The sequence below is a fragment of the Erythrobacter sp. W36 genome (genome assembly GCF_057364935.1).
In genome coordinates this window covers 1,361,533-1,381,062 of sequence record NZ_CP200281.1, presented here as the reverse complement: position 1 = coordinate 1,381,062, position 19,530 = coordinate 1,361,533, and the positions used below count along the sequence as shown (strand labels likewise).

Below are 19,530 nucleotides of genomic sequence, written 5' to 3'. Positions count from 1 at the left end.
CAACTTTGAAACCTCTCAATTGTTTCACTTTTCCATTACGCACCGACGTTTAGTCGCAAACACTTCTGGCGCAATCCGACGCTACTTTTGCGACAGCCCGTTGCAGTTCACGATACTCTTTACTTTGCATCTACACTTTTGGCGCATAAAGGTGCCTTAGGGGTAGTCGCAATAATCCATGTCAGATTCGAGCAGCAATACTTCGGCGGATTCCGTCGATCCAGTACTGGCGAGCTTTGTTTTGCTCGCGCAGTTTCTGGGCATGCCTGCTGAACCGGCGCAGATCCACCATGATCGCGGGCAGGGCGATAACCCTTACAATTTCAACGACCTTATTCGGATCGCAAAGAAACTTGACCTGATTGCGCGGCGTAAAAGCTGCGATGTGGCCGAGTTGGCGAAGCAGCCATTGCCGGCTCTTGTTTCTTTAAATGATGGCAAAGCTGCCATTCTGCTCAAGATTGATGAGAACGCCGACACCGGCGATCGCTATATGATCTTGTTGCCCGATGGCGAGCGCCCAGAGATATGGGACGCTGACAAGATCGCCAGCGAATTCGACCTTTCTAGCGGCAAAGCTGACCTGCTTTTGATGACAAGTCGTGAGCGGATTGCGGGTGAGAAGCGCGCCTTTGACATCAGCTGGTTTATCCCGGCGCTGGTCAAGTATCGCAAGGCATTGCGCGATGTATTGATTGGCAGCTTCTTCTTGCAATTGGTGGGGCTTGCATCGCCGATCTTCTTCCAGCTCGTAATCGACAAAGTCCTGGTCAACCAGGCGATGACAACGCTGGAGGTGCTCGCGATTGGTCTTGCGACGGTGCTGGTGTTCGAGACCATGCTGTCGGCGCTAAGGAACTGGTTGTTTGCGCACACTTCTAACAGGGTCGATGCAGAGCTTTCTGCTTCGCTCTTCAGGCATTTGGTCGCCCTGCCGCTGAGCTATTTTGAAGCCCGCCGGGTTGGCGACAGCGTGGCGCGCGTTCGCGAGTTGGAGAACATTCGCAACTTCCTCACCAGCAATGCAGTGACGGTGGTGATCGATCTATTCTTCACCCTAGTTTTCTTTGCGGTGATGTATTTCTACTCACCAATGCTGACGCTGATCGTCGCGCTGACGATTCCGCTTTATGTGCTGATCTCAGTCTTTATCACGCCGCCATTGCGCGCCCGGCTTGATGAGAAGTTTAAGCGCGGCGCTGAAAATCAGGCGTTTTTGGTCGAGACTGTGACGGGCATTGGAACCCTGAAATCGATGGCGGTTGAGCCGCGCATGCGGGACCGCTGGGAGAAGCAATTCGCGGGCTATATCCAGACCGGTTGGGACGTTACGGTTCTATCCAATTGGGGCAGCCATCTCATCCAGCTGGTCAGCAAACTGACCACTGTGGCAATCCTGTTCTTTGGCGCTCAAGCGGTGATCGCGGGCGAGCTAACGGTCGGTTCGCTGGTGGCATTTAATATGCTGGCAGGCCGCGTTGCGCAGCCGATCCTGCGGCTCTCGCAATTGTGGCAGGACTTTCAGCAGGTGCGGATCTCGGTCGACCGTTTGGGCGATATCCTCAATGCGCCCGCTGAGCCAGAGCACAACCCCAACCGCGCGAGCCTGCCGCCGATTACCGGCCAAGTTGAATTCGACAAAGTGCGCTTCCGCTATCGTCCCGATGCTCCAGAAGCATTACGCGGAGTGAGCTTGGAAGTGAGCGCTGGCGAGATGCTGGGCATTGTTGGTCCGTCTGGTTCAGGCAAGTCCACGCTCACGAAGCTTGTGCAGCGGCTTTATGTGCCTGAACAGGGCCGCGTGTTGGTCGATGGGACCGATCTCGCATTGGTCGACCCTTCTTGGCTGAGGCGCCAGGTGGGCGTGGTTCTGCAAGAGAACATTCTGTTCAATCGCACGGTGCGCGAGAATATCGCGCTCGCCAATCCCACCATCGCCATGGAGAAAGTGATTGCGGCGGCTGAGCTGGCTGGGGCGCATGAGTTCATCCTCACTCTCCCGCACGGCTATGACACGATTATCGAAGAGCGCGGCAGCAATTTGTCCGGCGGTCAGAGGCAGAGGCTCGCCATCGCCCGCGCGCTGATCACTGATCCGCGCATCCTGATCTTGGACGAGGCAACCAGTGCGCTCGACGCGGAAAGCGAAGAGATCATTCAGAACAACCTCGCGCGCATTGCGGAAGGGCGCACTGTGATGATCATCGCTCACCGTCTCTCGGCTGTGCGCCCATGCGACCGGATTATCACCGTGGAAGCGGGCGAGATTACGGAAGCCGGCAGCCATGAAGAACTGATCGCTGCTGGAGGCCGCTATGCGCAATTGTATGCCAAGCAAACCGGCCTGAATACGGGTACGGGCGGCGCGGCATTGGCAGACCCGGCATGAGCTGGTTTAGCGATAAATTCCCGACTTTGGCCAAGCACGCGGGCGTTCTGCGTGAAAGCTGGGGTGCGCAAACAGAAGCGGACAAGGCCTTTAAGCCGAAGGAAGAACACGAGTTTCTTCCCGCAGCACTTGAGATCATGGAGAAGCCAGCAAGCCCCGGCCTCAGATGGCTGATGCTGCTCACCTGCACGCTGTTCGTGATCGCGCTTATCTGGGCGATCTTTGGCCGGATCGATGTGGTTGCGACCGCCGCTGGAAAGACGGTGCCGGGCGGCAATGTGAAGATCGTCCAGCCTATCGAGATCGGCGCGGTGCGGGCGATCCACGTTCGCAATGGCCAGTTTGTGAAGGCTGGCGATCTCCTCATTGAGCTCGACCCGACGCTCGCGAGTGCGGATGAGGCACAAAGTGAGCAATCGCTAATGTCTGCGCAGATAATCCAGGCGCGCAATGATGCCTTGCTGGCCCACCTAGCCGGGCGTCCGGCGCGTTTTGTAGCGCCAGAGGGAACGTCGCCAGACACGATCCGCACCGAGCAGGCCTTCGTTCGCAACGCCGTGGCGCAGTTTGAGGCTCAGCGCAGCGCTCTGTCTCAGCAGCGCGCAGAAAGCGAGGCTGAGCTGGCAGGTGCCAATGCTGAGATCGCGAAGCTCGAAGAGGCGCTGCCCTACATCACACAGCAGCTTGAAGCGCGCGCAGAGCTTGCAGAGAAAGGCTTCTTCTCAAAGCTGCGGCTGCTCGAATACGAGCAGCTTCGCGCCGAGCATTTGCGCAATATCGAAGTGCAACAGGCAAGCAAAATGCGCGCTGAGGCATCCATCGGCAGGCTGGAGGCGGAGATGCGCAATTTGCGCGCCAGCTTTGGTAAGACGGCCGTTACGGATCTGGCCGAGGCCAATGACCGCGCGACCATGGCGGGCGAAGAGCTGCGCAAGGCAGAGCGCCGCCGCCGCTATCAGGAGCTGCGCGCTCCCGTTGATGGGGTGATCCAACAGCTCGCGGTCAGCACAGTGGGCGGCGTTGTCCAACCCGCTCAGCCGCTGATGGTGGTGGTGCCGTGCACCTCAGGCGATGCGAGCAATGCGAACAATTGCAACAGCGGGATTACGGTCGAGGCCTTTGTCCAGAACAAGGACATTGGCTTCATCCATGAGGGGCAGCGCGTTGCAGTAAAACTCGAAGCGTTCAACTTCACCGACTTTGGCCTGCTCGAAGGCACCGTCACCAATATCAGCCGCGACGCGATCGACCAGAGCCAGCAACCTGCGGGCAGCACGCGCGATGCCAATGGCCGCCCGGTCCAGCCCGGCCTGGTCTATGCCGCGCGCATTGAGCTTGCCTGTGAACTCGACAATCCAAAGCGCCATGCACTGTGCGACCGGGTTCAGCCCGGCATGTCTGTCCAGGCGGAAATAAAGACCGGCAAACGCCGCATCATCCAGTATTTGCTCTCACCAATTAGCAAGGCTTTAGATGAAGCTGGGCGGGAGAGATAAGGCTGGTGGTGCCTCTCTCGTCTTGAACAAAGAAAAGGGCGCGCTGACAAAACAACGCGCCCCAATATCTTTTCAAACTCAAGTTTGGACTAGTTGACCGTTTCGCCTTCTGGCACTTTCGCAGGAGCTGGTTCGCCATTGCTGGCGGCTTTGCTTGCGCCCATGCCTTTCAGCGTCTCTTCATCCACCAACCGCGTGATCAGAGGATGCAGCTTCAGGCTGCCCTCTTTCACCACCTGCCGGAAATTCGCGATCACGCTGGTGGTCGCTTTCTTGTCGGCGGCGATCACATCGATCAGCCAGTTGTTCTGGCCTGAATTCCAATCCTCCGCCTTCAGCCGCAGCGGCCACACACCGCCCGCAATCTGATCGCGCAGGCGGCCCTCGGCCTCGTCTGACAGGCTGGCCCAGATCGCCACGCCCGCCACATCGTGAGATGCCGCATCTTCACCAGCGCGTTGGGCAATCGCCACACGGTCGCGGATAAGCGGCTCCAGCACGAGGTGCTGCAAATCGCTCAGCGTCTGATGGCGATAGCGCGGCAGCATCATCATGCTCATCACGACCTTGCCAAAGCTTTCGCGCACATGGCTGCGCAGGTTGGAGATCTTTTCCGCGACCTCCGGATCAAGCTGCGCTGGCGTGCTTGTGGTTTGCTCAGCGGAGCCCTGCGCTTCGCTGCTAGTTTCGGCGTTGCGACCCTTACTTTTTGCCACTGTGTCGAGATCCCCTATGTCCTGAGTGGTTCAGTGAAAGTGTGAAGGGATAGGCAAAGGAACGTGGCTGTCAACTGAGCTGCGGGTGAGATGAGTTCTATCGGCGCCGCGTGATTACTTTTATGCCATGAAGCAGCTCATCTTTGTGGGCGACCTGTTGCTGCAATGCAGCGAAATTGTAAAACCTTGATATTATCTGCACAGGTGCGACGCAGGGTCGCACAGTACGAAATCGCAGAAATACTGGTCCCTGAATGGTTTACGGAATCCAAATCCAGTTTTTGCCCTGTATTTCCCCGAAAATTTTACTTGGCCGCAGGTTGATTTCTGAATTTCCCATGGCATTGTGATATGGGGATTGATGTAGGGGGAATCGAGTGGGGTCGCAGCCGCATCTCGTAAATTGTTGGATTTTGGTATCAGTGCTTCCGCAAGGTAGCGCTGTATGAGCGCGTCCAAGCTGGGCATGGTGCTCGCGCCAGTTGGGGTTGGTTTCATATTGGCGGCGATGTCGCTGCTTGGCCCGATCGAGAATGCGAGCGGACGCAGGACAGAAACGGCGGCAGCAATCCTGAACCCGATGGTGGAACAATTTGGAACAGTCGGATCGGCGAGTATTTTTGCAGGTCTTGGCCTCGCTTTGGGGCTGGCAATTTTATTTATCGGATGGCGGCGGTGAGCCGACCAAGGAGAGGCAAATTATGAGCGATGGCGTGTGGATGTGTTATTCGCTGAAGAGGCTGGAATACAGCGCTCCGGTTACCAATGATTGGAGGGAGGAGGACCTGGCTAGTCAGCGGATGATCGATGCAGAGGATCGAAACAATTCGGGCGAAGTGCTTGGCAGAGAGGTGTTCCCGCCCGAAATTTATGGTCAAGAGCGAGCCAAGGAGTCCGATTACAGCTTCCGTGACTTCATCACTGCGAACGCTTTGCCGGTCGTTTCTGGGCGGCTCGCCGATGTTTTTCGTCGGTTCGATTTGGGAGGTGCATCGCTGTATCCTGTTCCTGTTTTCAAGAAGGATAAGGAAACGCCGGTCGAGGGTGACTGGCACTTCTTGAACTTCGGCAATGTCAAGCGCGCCTTCATTCCCGAGCAGTCTGTTGGAGTTGAGCAGATCGAGGATTTCGACTGTTGGCTTATGGGCGGGTTCGGCAAGCCTGACGATATCGTCGTTTCATCCGATGCACTCGATGGCCCTGATATTTGGGTCGAGCTGAGGTGCGTGAGCGTTTTTTTCTGAGTGATCAATTGGTGTCGGCGATCAAGGCCGAAGGCCTGACTGGCCTTGATCTCGTGAAATGTAAGGTCGTTTAGAGCGGCTTCCGGGGGGCAAAACAAAGATGGCAACGCAACCGCCAAACTTCATTCTGCTGGCTGATTTTCAGGCTGAGCATATCTTCGCGCAAGATTTATGGAACAACGCGCGCTTCGTCGCTTTGTTTGGGCTGGCTGGCATCGACAAAAACATGTTGGGCAACCTTCTGTTGCTCTACGCCAACTCCCAGCTTGTTGCGGAGATTCAAGGATTGGACGATTCCAATCCGCTCAAGCAGGTCTTGCTCGACGAGCTTTCGCGGTCGGGAGTTAATCGTCACCAGGGTGATCAGTCGGGCAAGAACCTCTTTTTGGACGAGCAGCTCCGTGCAATCGATATGGCGAAAAAAGCGGGCGCGTCCGACGCGGCTGTCCGCTCCGCGGTTTTGAATCTTTTCGATTTCACGACCAAATGGGCCAAAGGTCAGATTGTAAATCTGGATGGCAATCCGATTCCAGTGATCGGCGGCGACGCCGTCTTCCAGCAGATCAGGCAAGCTTATACGCAAGGCTTCACTGATCCTGATTCAGGTGAGCTGGTTAGAAAACCATACCGCGTAACTGTGGGTCAATTCGATAGTTCTGATGCCGCCGTCCAAAACTCAGAAGCGGTACTCGAAGCTCGGGCGCGCATTGATGCACATCAAGCGCAACTGGACGCTGACAGTGGGAAGCTCCGCACCGTCTACGACAAAGATGTCGCTTGGCGAGCTGAACTTGCGCGACAATTTGCAAATGACCTGAATGCCAAAACGCTGCCTGATGGCAGTAAACTCATCACTGATAGTGAAAAGGCCCGACTGCTCAGTCGATTGGATGCTGCCGCTGGGCTTGGCACCGTGGCGGCAAGGGAGAAAAAACTACGAGCTGAGACGAAGCATATCGTGGTGGCGGCTACTACGCTTGCATATCGCCGGTCGGCCGAGGCCACTAACACGGTCATCGACGCCGACCTTGATCAGCGGCTTGCGGTTGAGTTGTTGGCGGCTAGCGCGGTCGCTGAGGAAATCACAAACGATTCTGATACAAGTTCGGACACCGACCAGACGACCGCTGATCGCATTGATCAACTCAATCGCTGGATTGAGCTTGGTAAAACCAATCTCGATATTATTCCGAATGATTTTGCAGCGAACGATCCGACTTCCCTCGTTGGGAAAGGTGCGGCCGAACTGCTTGGTGATGCGATTACTCAGGCGCATGACGCCGCGTCGAACCTCACCGAAGGTGGTGCAACAACCCTCGGTCAAAGGCTCGCGAATGCAGGTAAAATTGGCAAGATTGGTGATCCAATCGAAATCGTCAACGCCCTTCACGACCCATTTCGCAAGGGATTGGAGACAGGCGAATGGGGTGAATTTCAAGAGACCGCAGTTATTGTTGGCGGTAGTGTCCTTGCCTTCAGTATTGCAACCGCAAAAGCAATCGCATTCGTCGCATCGAGACATCCTGTTGGCGCGGTTATTCTTGGTGCCGCTCTAGGCGCTTGGACAATATACGATTCATTCAATAACGGCGATGAATTGCTTGAAAAGCTGTCGGATGATGGCTCCGATCTGTCTAAAGCAATCACGGACGCTATTTTGGGGGAAGGCTTCTTCCCCAATGGCGATAACTCCCTGGGAGTTTATGACCTAGAGCTCGTTCAGAGATTGATCGAGAATGCAAACGCGGGCACTCTTGGTAATCCCGTTCTTTCATCTTTCCTTGGACAGTATTATGTCACCGATCAGGACCCGCTGAAACCTGCTGCAGTGGCGGGTGAAGACTTAGATGAACTCTTCAACGCCCGCGACGGAGGGATCATTGTTGGCGGTGGTGGTGACGATGAACTTTATCATTTCGGCTATGGCGTCGCAGCGGGCGGTGATGGCAACGATCTCGTTGTTGGTGTAACCGGTAAGGTGTTGACTGCGGGTAGTGAAACCCGACCCGGCCAGCCTGATTCTGAAATACTGGAAGTAGACCAGAGGCTGATACTTGATGGCGGGGCCGGAAATGACGCAGTTCTTGCTCTGCTGAAGGGTGACGGTGTTACCACGATCGGCGGCATTGGCCGTGACTGGATTTTCAATACATCTGCAGGCGGGATCCTCTACGGCGACACCTTCGATGGTCTAACCGAAGGGCCTTTGTTTGACGAGGCTGGCTTTCCGATCTCCAATGACGATGGGACGCAAAAGACCGGCCCGGTGCCCGTCGAAGACTCTCCTGAAAACTCGGATAATTTCTGGTATTGGCCGGACACGACTGTGATGGATGCACAGCACAATGATGTGCTGTCATTCTATGGATTGCCCCTAACCGGCGGCAATGCGTCGGGTGGAGCGCTTCTGGCTGGGCTGACCGGAGGAATGAGCGTTGCTGCGTTCGGTTTGGCGGCGCTAAATAACTCTGAAGATCCGAATTCGGGTCGTTACGATCCAGCTCGCGGGATGTGGTACGATAATCTTCTGCCGGGGATGGTCTACGTGACCATCAAGAATCAGGATGGCGGATACGACCTCTACGTCACAGACTTGTTTGCAAACGCATTCCTCGACTTGTTCAACGGACCTGACGCAAACGCGACCTATGAACCCATCACCGGCGGGGCTGATGTCCCCGGTTGGATGCGGATAAAGAATGTCGACATTGTTGGTGGCTTCAATGGTGCTCAGCAATTCGGTCTCGATAACAAAGGCACATTCGGAATGGTCTTTAAGCAGGCCAATCCGATCCACACTTTGCTCGCGATGCTTCCCCCGACGTTCATTACGTTGGCTGCTTCGGGCGGCGGACCGCTGGTTGACGAAGCGTTCACGCTTGTTGCCGCCACGGCCAGATTCGCAAAGCGAATTCGTTGGGCGACAGATGCGGACCCCCTGATCATCGACCTGGATGGGGATGGCATCGAAACTCTCCCCATGCAGGAGAACCAAGTCTACTTCGATGTCGACGGCGATCTCTTTGCCGAACGTACTGGGTGGCTCAAGGGTGATGATGGCTTCCTCGTTCTCGACGCCAATGGCAATGGCCGGATCGACGATGTCTCCGAAATGTTCGGCGGGGTGGGGCAATCAGGCTTTGCCGAGCTTGCGACGCTCGACAGCGACGGCGATGGCAAGATTACAATCGCCGATGCCGTCTGGAGCGAGCTTCAGGTGTGGCAAGATTATGACCGCGACGGCATAACCGATGCTGGCGAGCTCAAAACGCTGGATGAGCTTGGAATAGTGAGCATCGATGCCGTCGGACAGGCGCTCGATGCGACCACTCCGCAGGGCACGCGCCTAACCGGGTTTGGCGATGTCGTGTTTGAAGACGGTGCGCGTCGGCGTGTCTTCGACGCCATCCTTGCGTCCAACGATGTCGATACGAAATATGCAGGCGAAAGCGGCGCGGCGGACTGGCAGGCTGGGCAATCGCTCGATGCCAAGGGCTTTGGCCGGATCACCGACCTCTCGGTCGCCATGGCGAACGACATTGCGCTCGAAGAACTGGCGACAACCACCGCTGCGGCGATGACTGCGCCGAACTTGCGCGAACTCGTGGCGCAGGCGGGCGACGTGCTGGGCAAATGGGGCGCAGGCCAAGAGCTAACGCGCGAGCTGACTCCAGTGCTGGTTGGCACGGATACAGATGGCAACGCAGTGTTGGTCGATCGCGGAGTCTACGTAGAAGATGCGAGCGGCGGATATTGGACCCTTGCAAGCGGCGCGGCGGTACTTGACGCCCAAGGTGGGTCCATCGACCGTCCAACACTCGAAGATGTGATGGCGCAAACCGGCGGCTGGCGGCTTGAGCAGCAATGGTCTCCGTCTGATCGTGCATCGGAACTGGAGCACCGCGAAGCCGCGCCATATCTGACCCAGATCGTCGATGGCCGCGCGGTTATCCTGGATTATGGTATCGAGCAGGCTGATGGCAGCTGGTCGCTCGCTTCAGATCCGGCGACCACCTATACGACGCGTGCGGATATTCTCAATCTGGCTCACGCCGACGGCACTGAATGGCGCACCGAAGAACTCGGGTTTAACTCGCTCGCGGCATTGCCGGTCGAGCGCATCGGTGTTCGCTTCACGGACGGTCAGGTTGTCGACTACACAGTTGAAGTCACCGATCGCGACGGCAGCTTCTATGTGTGGGCGCGCAACCTTGATCGGGCGATCGAGCTCGAATGGAAGACTGGCGATTACCGCGAGTTCAATCTGCGCAATTACGCGATCGATTTCGACAATCTCGACGAGGTCAACTCGACCGATGATTCCACTTATCGAGTGGAGATGCTCACGCCGTCGCAATTCCACTTCGCGACGTCTCTTGGTGGGGTCGACTTCCGCCCGGAAATGCTCAGTGCGACGCTGAACAACGACACTGGCACTATCGATTATACAGTCGGTCCAGGCGGCGACGCGAACCTCTCTGATGATCCGGCGCGCTATGTCTCTGGCATTGGCGTCATGATTGAGTTGCTGGGGCCAGTCATGTCCCAGTACATCACTACAAGCCGCAGGTTCGCCGTTCGGTTGGCATTGCAGGGCGGTTTGTCGGACTACGCAACAGGGTTCGAGTATAACGTAGCGCAAGACGCATACGTGCCGACAACCGAGCGCCAACTTGCACCGCTGTTTGAGGCGATTTTCGCGGATGCACCTGCCTCGAACGATAACGATGCAGTCCTCGATTACTTGACGGACTGGAACGAAATCCTTTGGCAGATTTATCCAGATTATCGGCCAAGTGGCGAAGGCAATCTGCTGGGTGGTTCTGTTTCAATCGACCAAGCATTCATTATGCAGATGCTGCTGCCAGCATTTGAGAATGTTGGCATAGATCTCGATATTCGCGGCGTCGCGCACGCTCTGTCGATCAATGAAGAGCGGATTATCGATCATGAGGCGACCGCTACTCAAGTCGATGGCACCTCAGGTACGGATTTCTTCTATCTGTCGTCCGGCGACCAGCAGATTACCGGCGGAGAAGGTGCGGATTTCTATTTCGTCGGCAAGGATGCTGGCAACGATGTAATCTATGATCGCGACGATGGCGACGCGGACGAGTTGCGTTTTTCGGACGTCCTCTCGACGCAAGTCAATGCGATCCGCGATGGACAAGACTTGATCCTTGAGATCGAAGGTCGCCCCAATGTCATTCGACTGACCGATCAGTTCCTGGGTGAGCTCAATCCGTATTTAAGCAACGGCAAACAACTTCAGACCGGCGTGACCTCGATTGTCTTTGCCGACGGTGTAGTCTGGGACCGCTTCCGCATGTCGATGGAAGTCGTCGACCGCGAGCGAGCCGCAGGCGACTTTAACGACAGCCTGCTGGGCTCGGGCGATATTGACGTACTTTGGGGCGGCCGCGGCAACGACTACATGTCTGGCGGCGCTGGCGGTGACTTTTACATCTTTGAGGCTGGAGACGGCCAGGATGTGATTGATGATCAGGGCGGATTTTCATTCGGTCCCGTCAAGGCGGGGATCGACTTTCTACGATTCCGTGGTGACATTTCAGCAGACGATGTCAAGCTGGTTCGTGATGGCGACAGCAATAACCTCAAGATATTCGTGCTCGACCAAGCTGGTGCAGAAACAGGCGATTCCATTGAGATCGTTGGCCAGTTTGATGGCATACGCACCAATCTCGGCCTGTTCTCGGACGTAATCGGAAGCAGTGACGGGCTGGAATACGTCGCGCCAAACTTGATCGAACGCTTCATTTTTGAAGACGGAACGAGCCTTGAGTTCACGCAAATTGTTGAGCGGGTTCTTGAGAACGCCAAGACCGAATACGATGATGCGATCTACGGATTTATCAATAACAATCGGCTCGATGGCGGCGCAGGGGATGACTTCCTGACAGGTCTTGAAGGTGATGACACCTACGTTTTCGGTCGAGGGTATGGCAGTGATGTGGTTGAAGATGCCGACTTTAGCTTCAACCTGTTTGGGCCTCCCGGCGCCGATAAGCTCGAATTTATCGACGACATTCGCTGGACCGACATCGACTTCTTGCGCGAGGGTGCATCAGACACGCTAACCTTGCGAGTAGCTGGGAACGATGATCAGGTCACTCTGACGGATTTCCTCGAGCACGTTCAGTTTATCGGCTTCGTCAACATGCTCGAAACCATCGAATTTGCTGATGGTACCGAGTGGTCGGCGTACAAGTTGCTCCAACACTACGTTGATATCGCTGGTACCGATGGTGACGATACCATTTACGGCTTTGACCGCATCTCCGATACGCTTGATGGTGGGCTCGGGGATGACCGTCTGGTCGGCTTTGGCGGCAACGATCAATACCGACTTGGGCGGGGTAAAGGCAGCGACACTGTCGTCGACTCTGGCGGGTCCGATCGCGTCGTGCTCGACGGAATTTCCAGTCTCGACATCGATATTGAACGCACTGCTCTCGACTTGGTATTTGTTGTGCGAGCCACCGGTGAACGGATTACTTTCGAAAACCAGTATGTGCGCGAAGGGACCCAGGCACAGGCGGTTGAGCTTTTCGAGTTCACCGACCGCACGGTTGATTTCCGCCAGATCAATCCCGACCAAGTCGACATTGTCGGGACAAGCGCAAATGAAGCGCTGACCGGATCGAATTTCGGTGAAATCCTAGATGGCCGGGCAGGAGACGACCTTCTCGAAGGCGGTGACGGCGGTGACATCTACAAGTTTGATGTCGGCTATGGCCAAGACGTCATAGTTGACCGAAGAGTTCGCTCGAGGTGGACTGATCGCAAGGGCGTGAGCGTCGCGGTTAACGACACGATCGAATTTGGCGGCGACATTACGCGTGACAACATTGTTTTCACCAAAGACGGCGATGACCTTCTCATTTCGATCACAGGGCGCACCGACACATTGCGCGTGCGAAACCAGTTCCGTTCGCCTGAAGACGAGATCGAATTGTTCAAATTCTTCGACGGCTCGATCATCAAGATTTCAGACGTGGAAGAACTGCTACAGATCGCTGGCGGAAATCGCGGCGACAATGTCATCGAAGGCACGCAAGATGCTCCAAATACACTCGATGGCCGTCAAGGTGACGATAGGCTAATTGGCGGCAATCAGGCCGACACCTATGCTTTTACTTCTGGCTACGGTTTCGATCGGATCGAAGAGAAGGCAGACTCGGCGAACGTTGTTGATCGGGTGATCTTTGGCGCATCAGTCCGCCAAGAAGACCTTGTGATCTTGCGGCAGGACAATGACCTGCTGATTAGTCTTGGCAATGGCCTTGATGCTCTGACGATTGTTGGTGGGCTTGCGTCGACCAGTGTTGAGAGTTTCGAATTTGCCGACGGCACGATCCTATCTCTCGATGACGTAATCGATCGGATGCTCACCGGCGGAGAGGAAGACGAACAACTCACCGGTTTTGATCATCGTGACGACACCATTTACGGTGGTGCTGGGTCAGACGCGCTGGCCGGTGGTCGAGGAAACGATACCTATCGCTTTGGTTTAGGCGATGGCAGCGATTCCGTGGCCGACACGGGCGGTATTGATCGCATTGTCTTCGGTGATCAGATTACTCAGGAAGCGGTGAAATTTGAGGAAATCGACGGCGATTTGCTCATTACACTGGGGGCTGGAGAGGATCGCCTGATCATCTTCGGTGGCTATAAGGCTGCCCCTGTTGAAACATTCGAGTTCTTCGATGGAACCTCACTTTCGCTTGCAGAAGTCCGCGCCATCATCTTTGAAGAGCGCAGCGCTGACGCTCAAGAACTGGTCGATCTGCGCGATCTTCCGCTTGATCGTGAGTATCGACCGGCTGGAGGCAATGACCGGATTCTCCTAGCTCAGGGGTCGCGACTGGTCATTGGCGCAGGAGACGGCATAGACCGTGTGGAGATGCCCGGAGGCGTCACAGATGCCACCGTTGTTCTCGAGCAGCAATCGGCAAGCAGCGTTGAAGTTCGTGCCGCAGGTGTAAGCTCCAACGATCTGATTATCGCATCGCTATCTACCGGCGACCAGTTGATTGTGAAAGGGGCGCTTGGAACGGGTGCAGTACCGATAATCGAGTTCGGAGATGGAACAACCTGGAATGGCACTGAACTTGTCCAAGCCTATGTCGATGCCCAGGCGGATGTGGGCGACAACCGAATTCAAGGCAGTAATCGCGACGACTTGCTCATTGGAGGCGGCGGCGATGACCGGATCGAAGGCAGTGCCGGCAATGATCGATTCACCTTCACACGTGGTGATGGTCGCGACGTACTCAGCGACAGTTCCGGCACCGATGTATTGCAAATCTTCGGCTATCGTCCCGACGAGTTGGAAGTGGCGCGGGCTGACGCTAGCCGCAACGAACTGATCCTTACTTTTGCTGACAGTGATGATGAAATTGTCCTGTCCTATGGTTCGTCCTGGCAAGGTATCGACAGTGTAGAGTTCTCAGACGGAACAGTCGTTACGCGCCAGCAGTTGCTGGACCGTGTCGCACTTACCGCGACCGATCGCGACGATCGCCTTGTCGGAACATCCTCTGCTGATGTGATCACCGGACTTGGCGGTGATGATGTACTTATCGGCAATGGCGGTGCGGATATTTTCCGCTTTGGTCGCGGCGATGGACAAGACCGAATTGAGACCACCAGCGCCGCCGATGGCCTTGCTGAGCTGCATTTCGCAGAAACCATTGCCTTGGAAGACGTGTTGGCTAGTCTCGATCGCGACGGCAATCTGGTGCTTTCGCTCGCAGGCAGTGCCGACAGCGTTACTTTGGTGACGCCGCCATCTGGCAGCAATCCGATTGTCAATCTTGTCAGATTTTCGGACGGACGCAGTGTTTCGTTCGGCGAGTTGATCGCTACAATTCCGCTTGGCGACGGCGACGATATCATCGATGCTCGTGGTTCAACGCCAGCCGCACTTTCAGGCTTTGCCGGCAATGATCAACTCTCGGGTAGTGACTTTGGTGATACGCTTGCGGGCAATACCGGCGATGATGTGCTCCGCGGCCGTAGCGGCGGTGACGTCTATGTCATTGAACTTGGCGATGGCCAGGATACGATCGACGATGTTGAGACGATTGATCCTTCAGTAGTGGACATTTTGCGCTTTGGCTTGGGAATTGCCGCTACTGACCTAGTATTTCTGGAAGTTGGGCCGAGCGATATTGTTATCGGCATCCAAGGAACAGATGACCGCATTCGCTTGAAAGATATGCTGCGCGGCGGCAACGCGACGACCGATTACGGCATCGAGCGGGTCGAATTCGCTGACGGTAGCTTCTGGGATCTCGGCGAGCTTTTGAGCCGCGCCTTTGCTGGTTCAGCCGGCGATGACACGATCAATCTCGGTTCCACTCTCGATGTGACGGCTGCGATTGCTAACGGAACCGGCGATGATGTGCAGGCGGGCGGCATTGGCGATACGACCTACGATTTCGCACGCGGAGATGGGCGCGACACAATCATCGAAGGCAATTGGAGCGGATCGTACGACGAGATTCGATTGGCACCTGATATCTCCGTTGATGACCTGGTTGTGCAGATCGACGGCAACGACCTCATCCTTCGGGTTAGGGGCGACGAAGCGCGACTAAGGCTTGTCGATCAGCGCGCGTCTGGTGCCGCGCGTATTGACGCGGTCGTATTTGGCGATGGAACCGAATGGGACGCCGCTCAGCTGACGGCCGCCGCTCTATCAGCCTCGGATGCCGAAGCGCTTCTGAGTCCGTCCACGCCGATCAATCCTGCCTACTCAGGCGTTGCCGAGTTTAGCGCGATTTTCAACATCGCGGATGATCCGCTTGCTGAACCTGATCCAACTGGAGAAGGCCGCGTCGCTGAGCTCGCTCCCGACGGATCGGGAATTTTCCTAGTCGGCGATGTGGCTGATATCGGCAGTGGCCTGCATGCACGCCGTATCTCTGGCGTTGACGCCACAAATACATTTCGCGTTTTTGTTCCGCTTACTGATCTTGGATCAGGTGTTGATACGATCGTAGATTTCGCTGCAGGCCAAGGCGGAGACCGTCTTGACATCTTGCCAGCTGAAGGACTTACGGGTGATGTCTTCGCCCAGGCGGACGGCGCCGATACGGTTGTTTATTGGGTGCCTGAGGGGGCAACCAGTCTGGATCAAGGACGCGCACTTGTTAGGATTGAGGGCGTCGCGCCGACTGCACTCACTGGCAGTAATTTCTCCGGCAATCCGTTTGAGGTTGTCACAAATCTCGATATCCGTGGCAACGGTGCAAGTCAGACGTTCCAGGGTGGTCTTGGCAACGATTCCATCAATGCGGGTGTCAGTATTGACCGCCATATAGGCAGCGATGTTCTGATCGGCGGCGGCGGCGATGACTGGCTGCGCGGCGGCGGCGGCAACGACATCTATAGATTCAGCGCTGGGTTTGGGCGCGACACGATCAATGAAGGTCTGAATTGGCGACGGATGGGCTTTGATGCCATCGAGTTCGACGACACAATTCAGGCTAGTGAAATCGAGCTATCTCGATCTGCCAACGGCAATGATCTGATTCTGTCTGTTACAGGAACTGACGACCGCATTCTCATTTCAAACGGGATCGGAAATGGGGGGCGCAACAGCAACACCGGGCGCGTGGAGGAAGTGCGTTTTGCCGACGGCACCAAATGGACTTGGGCGCAGATGGTTGATTGGACCACGCCTGGAACAGCTGGTGACGATACAATCTATGGGATTTATGCATACACTGTCCCGCTCCAGGGCTTGGACGGCAATGACAGCATCTACTTTGGTCGTAATGTCGAATATGACACCACAAGCGATGTCATTACTGGCGGCGGCGGTAACGATTTTATGCGCGGTGGGCGCGGCAACGATGTCTACAAATTCAGCGCTGGTTTCGGTCAAGATCGAATAAACGAAGGCACGGTCTGGCGAGGTATGGGCGTTGACCGAATTGAATTCGACTCAACTATTTTGGCCGAAGATGTCGAGATTAGTCGCGATCTGAAAGACAACAACACCCTGATACTGGACGTGAAAGGCTCCGGCGATCGCATTCGGATCGAAGGCGGCGTTGGCATTCATCGCGACCACGATGACTACAGGATTGAGTCGGTCGTTTTTGCTGATGGGACAGTTTGGACCTACGCGGAAATGGTCTCGATTGCACTCGCTCCAACGCTCGGAGATGATGTTATCTATGGCGCCTTCGCGCGCAACAATTATCTGCAAGGTGGCGCTGGCAACGATACCCTCTATTTCGGCACCAGCCTCCAATATCATGTCAATAACGATATTCTCGAAGGCGGTGCGGGCAATGACTGGATGCGAGGTGGGCGTGGTAATGACACCTATCGTTTCAGTGCAGGATTTGGTCGCGATACGATCAGCGAGGGCTCGAACTTTCGAGGAATGGGCACAGACGCCCTCGAATTCGACGCGACCATTACCCGTGACCAGCTGGAATTCTACACCAGCGGCGCTCACCTGATTATCCGCGTCGCCGGAACTGAAGACCAGATTACGATTACTAATGGCGTCAGCAACGCCGACTATAGAATCGAAAGCGCTCGGTTCGCTGACGGCACGACAATGACCCATGCCGAGATGATCGCTGCGGCGGTTCCCGATCCCGGCAACCCGGCTGACGACTCTTTCGCCGGTACAATTGCTGACGAGACTTTCGACGGTGGGACGGGCCGTGACACCATCGTTGCAGGTGAGGGCAATGACACGCTACTCGGTGGAACGGGCGATGACACGCTTGAAGGCGGGCTCGGCGATGACATTTTCGAAGGTGGCGAGGATATTGATAAGCTCACCGATGAAGGTGGCAATGATACTTACCGCTTTTCGCTTGGCGATGGCCAAGACACAATAGACGATGCGTCCGGTATTGACCGGATCGAGTTGGGTGCTGGGATCACCACCGATGATGTGGCCATGCGCTTGGGTTCCGACGGGACCACTCTCGAAATCTGGATTGGCGGAGAGGGCGACCGGATCGAAGTGCGTAATGGGCACTTTGAAGGCGCAGGCCTGATCGAGACGATATCATTCGCAGATGGAACCGAGTGGACCGCAGTTGACCAACTCGCACGTTACAATGCGGCTAGCGATCGTTGGGGCAACTTGCTGGGAACCCAAGCGGTTGAGACGCTTGATGGTGGACGCGGCGACGACACAATTCGGGCAGTTGGCGATGGCGACACTCTCATAGGTGGTGAGGGCAATGACCACCTCATTGGGACTGATGGAGCGGAAACGCTTGATGGCGGTCTTGGTGATGACCGTCTTGAGGGCGGTCTCGGTGATGATACCTATCTTTGGACGCCCGGTGACGGTCAAGATTTGCTGGTCGATATAGGTGGTCTGGATGCGATTGAGATTGGAGAAGGCGTTACTCCTGACATGCTGCGTGTCGTGCGCAGCGGCAACAGCCTTCGTCTCCAATCGCTTGATTCAAACCATCGTTTGACAATCGAAAATGCGCTTTCCGATAGCGCCAGAATGGTTGAGACCGTTCGTTTCGCAGACGGTTCAACATGGGATGCAGAAGAGCTCATTCGTCGCAGCTGGTTGTTCGGCGATCTCGCGAATACGGTGACCGGAACAGACCAAGCGGAAACCATAGATGCGGCAGGCGGTAATGACGCGATCAATGCGGGCGCCGGCGACGATGTAATTAGTGGTGGAACCGGACAAGACATCCTGAGCGGCGGAACGGGTGGTGACACCTATCTCTATGAGGCCAGTGACGGCTACGATACGATCAATGAGCAAGGCGATGATGCGCCTGATGCTATCCGTGTCAGTGGGTATACTCCTTCCGATCTCATGGTCTTCGTGACCGGTGAAGCTCTTGATGATCTTTTGCTGCGGTTTGGTGCCGATGGCGACAAGATTCTGATCCAAGGCGGTTTCTCAAGCGATCCGGCACGCTCGATTGAGCAAGTGGTCTTCGCAGACGCTGGAATCACATTGAGTTTGAATGACCTACGCGATCTGGCTGTTCCGGATGGCAGCGGTGACGGGCTTCGGATAAATGGCACCGCTGGTGATGAGACGCTTGTCGGGAGCGATGGCGACGATGTTCTGAGTGGCGGCGACGGTGTCGATTCCGTTTCCGGCGGCGCTGGTCGCGATATCTTCCTCGATCTCGGAGCAGATGGGTCTGTAGACACTTTCACTGGCGGCGAAGGTAGCGATGTTTACATCGGTATTCCGACCGGCCAACTACCCTCCAACTACGTCGCTGACACGATAACCGATTTCACTGCCGGTGAAGGCGGCGATGTGATCCGCGTTGGTTTTACCACGACGAATCCGTTTCTCGCTGGTGAATTGCGGATTGATCAAGATGGGATGGATTCCATAGTTGTTCGCGTTGCGGACGATGGTTCGACAACGGTCGTGCTGCGTCTTGCGAACGTTGATGCCACTACGCTGAACAGCGCAAACTTCGACGGCCTTCCATTGTCCGAAGAGCCGGATACCGCGATTGTCGACAATGATCTTGGCAATGAGATCGTTGGCACGCCAAATGCAAATGTTATCTTCGGCAACGGCGGTGACGACAGCATTGACGGGTACGCAGGAAACGATCGACTCGCCGGAGGCGGCGGCAATGACACTATCCGCGGAGGGTTTGGCCAAGATCGTCTTGCTTAGGCCA

The 19,530-nt window shown here is 55.8% G+C and carries 7 protein-coding genes; 5 read left to right on the top strand and 2 right to left on the bottom strand.

Annotated elements, in window-relative coordinates:
• The first annotated feature begins 178 nt into the window (after nucleotides 1-178).
• Nucleotides 179-2,389 (top strand): type I secretion system permease/ATPase, encoded by a 2,211-nt coding sequence (locus AC0V6U_RS06685; protein ID WP_472645391.1) that lies wholly within the window; start codon nucleotides 179-181, stop codon nucleotides 2,387-2,389.
• Complete coding sequence (locus tag AC0V6U_RS06680; protein ID WP_472645390.1) at nucleotides 2,386-3,885, top strand: HlyD family type I secretion periplasmic adaptor subunit; 1,500 nt, start codon at nucleotides 2,386-2,388, stop codon at nucleotides 3,883-3,885. Before AC0V6U_RS06685 ends, AC0V6U_RS06680 begins: the two co-directional genes overlap by 4 nt.
• Before the next feature lie 89 nt (nucleotides 3,886-3,974).
• Here AC0V6U_RS06680 and AC0V6U_RS06675 read toward each other — a convergent pair whose 3' ends face one another.
• On the bottom strand, nucleotides 3,975-4,601 hold the full coding sequence (locus AC0V6U_RS06675; RefSeq protein WP_472645389.1) for a toxin-activating lysine-acyltransferase: 627 nt from the start codon (nucleotides 4,599-4,601) through the stop codon (nucleotides 3,975-3,977).
• A 445-nt stretch (nucleotides 4,602-5,046) separates the two neighbouring features.
• Between AC0V6U_RS06675 and AC0V6U_RS06670 the strand changes: the two genes are divergently transcribed.
• Both AC0V6U_RS06670 and AC0V6U_RS06665 read left to right on the top strand, forming a co-directional pair.
• Nucleotides 5,047-5,280, top strand: a complete 234-nt coding sequence (locus AC0V6U_RS06670; protein ID WP_472645388.1) for a hypothetical protein — start codon at nucleotides 5,047-5,049, stop codon at nucleotides 5,278-5,280.
• Nucleotides 5,281-5,302: 22 nt separating this feature from the next.
• On the top strand, nucleotides 5,303-5,845 hold the full coding sequence (locus AC0V6U_RS06665) for a hypothetical protein (protein WP_472645387.1): 543 nt from the start codon (nucleotides 5,303-5,305) through the stop codon (nucleotides 5,843-5,845).
• A 169-nt stretch (nucleotides 5,846-6,014) separates the two neighbouring features.
• Here AC0V6U_RS06665 and AC0V6U_RS06660 read toward each other — a convergent pair whose 3' ends face one another.
• A complete protein-coding gene (locus tag AC0V6U_RS06660; RefSeq protein WP_472645386.1) occupies nucleotides 6,015-6,416 on the bottom strand; it encodes a hypothetical protein in 402 nt (133 codons plus the stop codon).
• A gap of 390 nt (nucleotides 6,417-6,806) precedes the next feature.
• On the opposite strand from AC0V6U_RS06660, the gene AC0V6U_RS06655 reads away from it, so the two are divergent.
• Complete coding sequence (locus tag AC0V6U_RS06655; RefSeq protein ID WP_472645385.1) at nucleotides 6,807-19,526, top strand: calcium-binding protein; 12,720 nt, start codon at nucleotides 6,807-6,809, stop codon at nucleotides 19,524-19,526.
• The last annotated feature ends 4 nt before the right edge of the window (nucleotides 19,527-19,530 follow it).

Bases quoted from the DNA above. Each gene is read 5' to 3' on its own strand.
- AC0V6U_RS06685 (WP_472645391.1), top strand. From the start codon at position 179: ATGTCAGATTCGAGCAGCAATACTTCGGCGGATTCCGTCGATCCAGTA.
- AC0V6U_RS06680 (WP_472645390.1), top strand. From the start codon at position 2,386: ATGAGCTGGTTTAGCGATAAATTCCCGACTTTGGCCAAGCACGCGGGC.
- AC0V6U_RS06670 (WP_472645388.1), top strand. From the start codon at position 5,047: ATGAGCGCGTCCAAGCTGGGCATGGTGCTCGCGCCAGTTGGGGTTGGT.
- AC0V6U_RS06665 (WP_472645387.1), top strand. From the start codon at position 5,303: ATGAGCGATGGCGTGTGGATGTGTTATTCGCTGAAGAGGCTGGAATAC.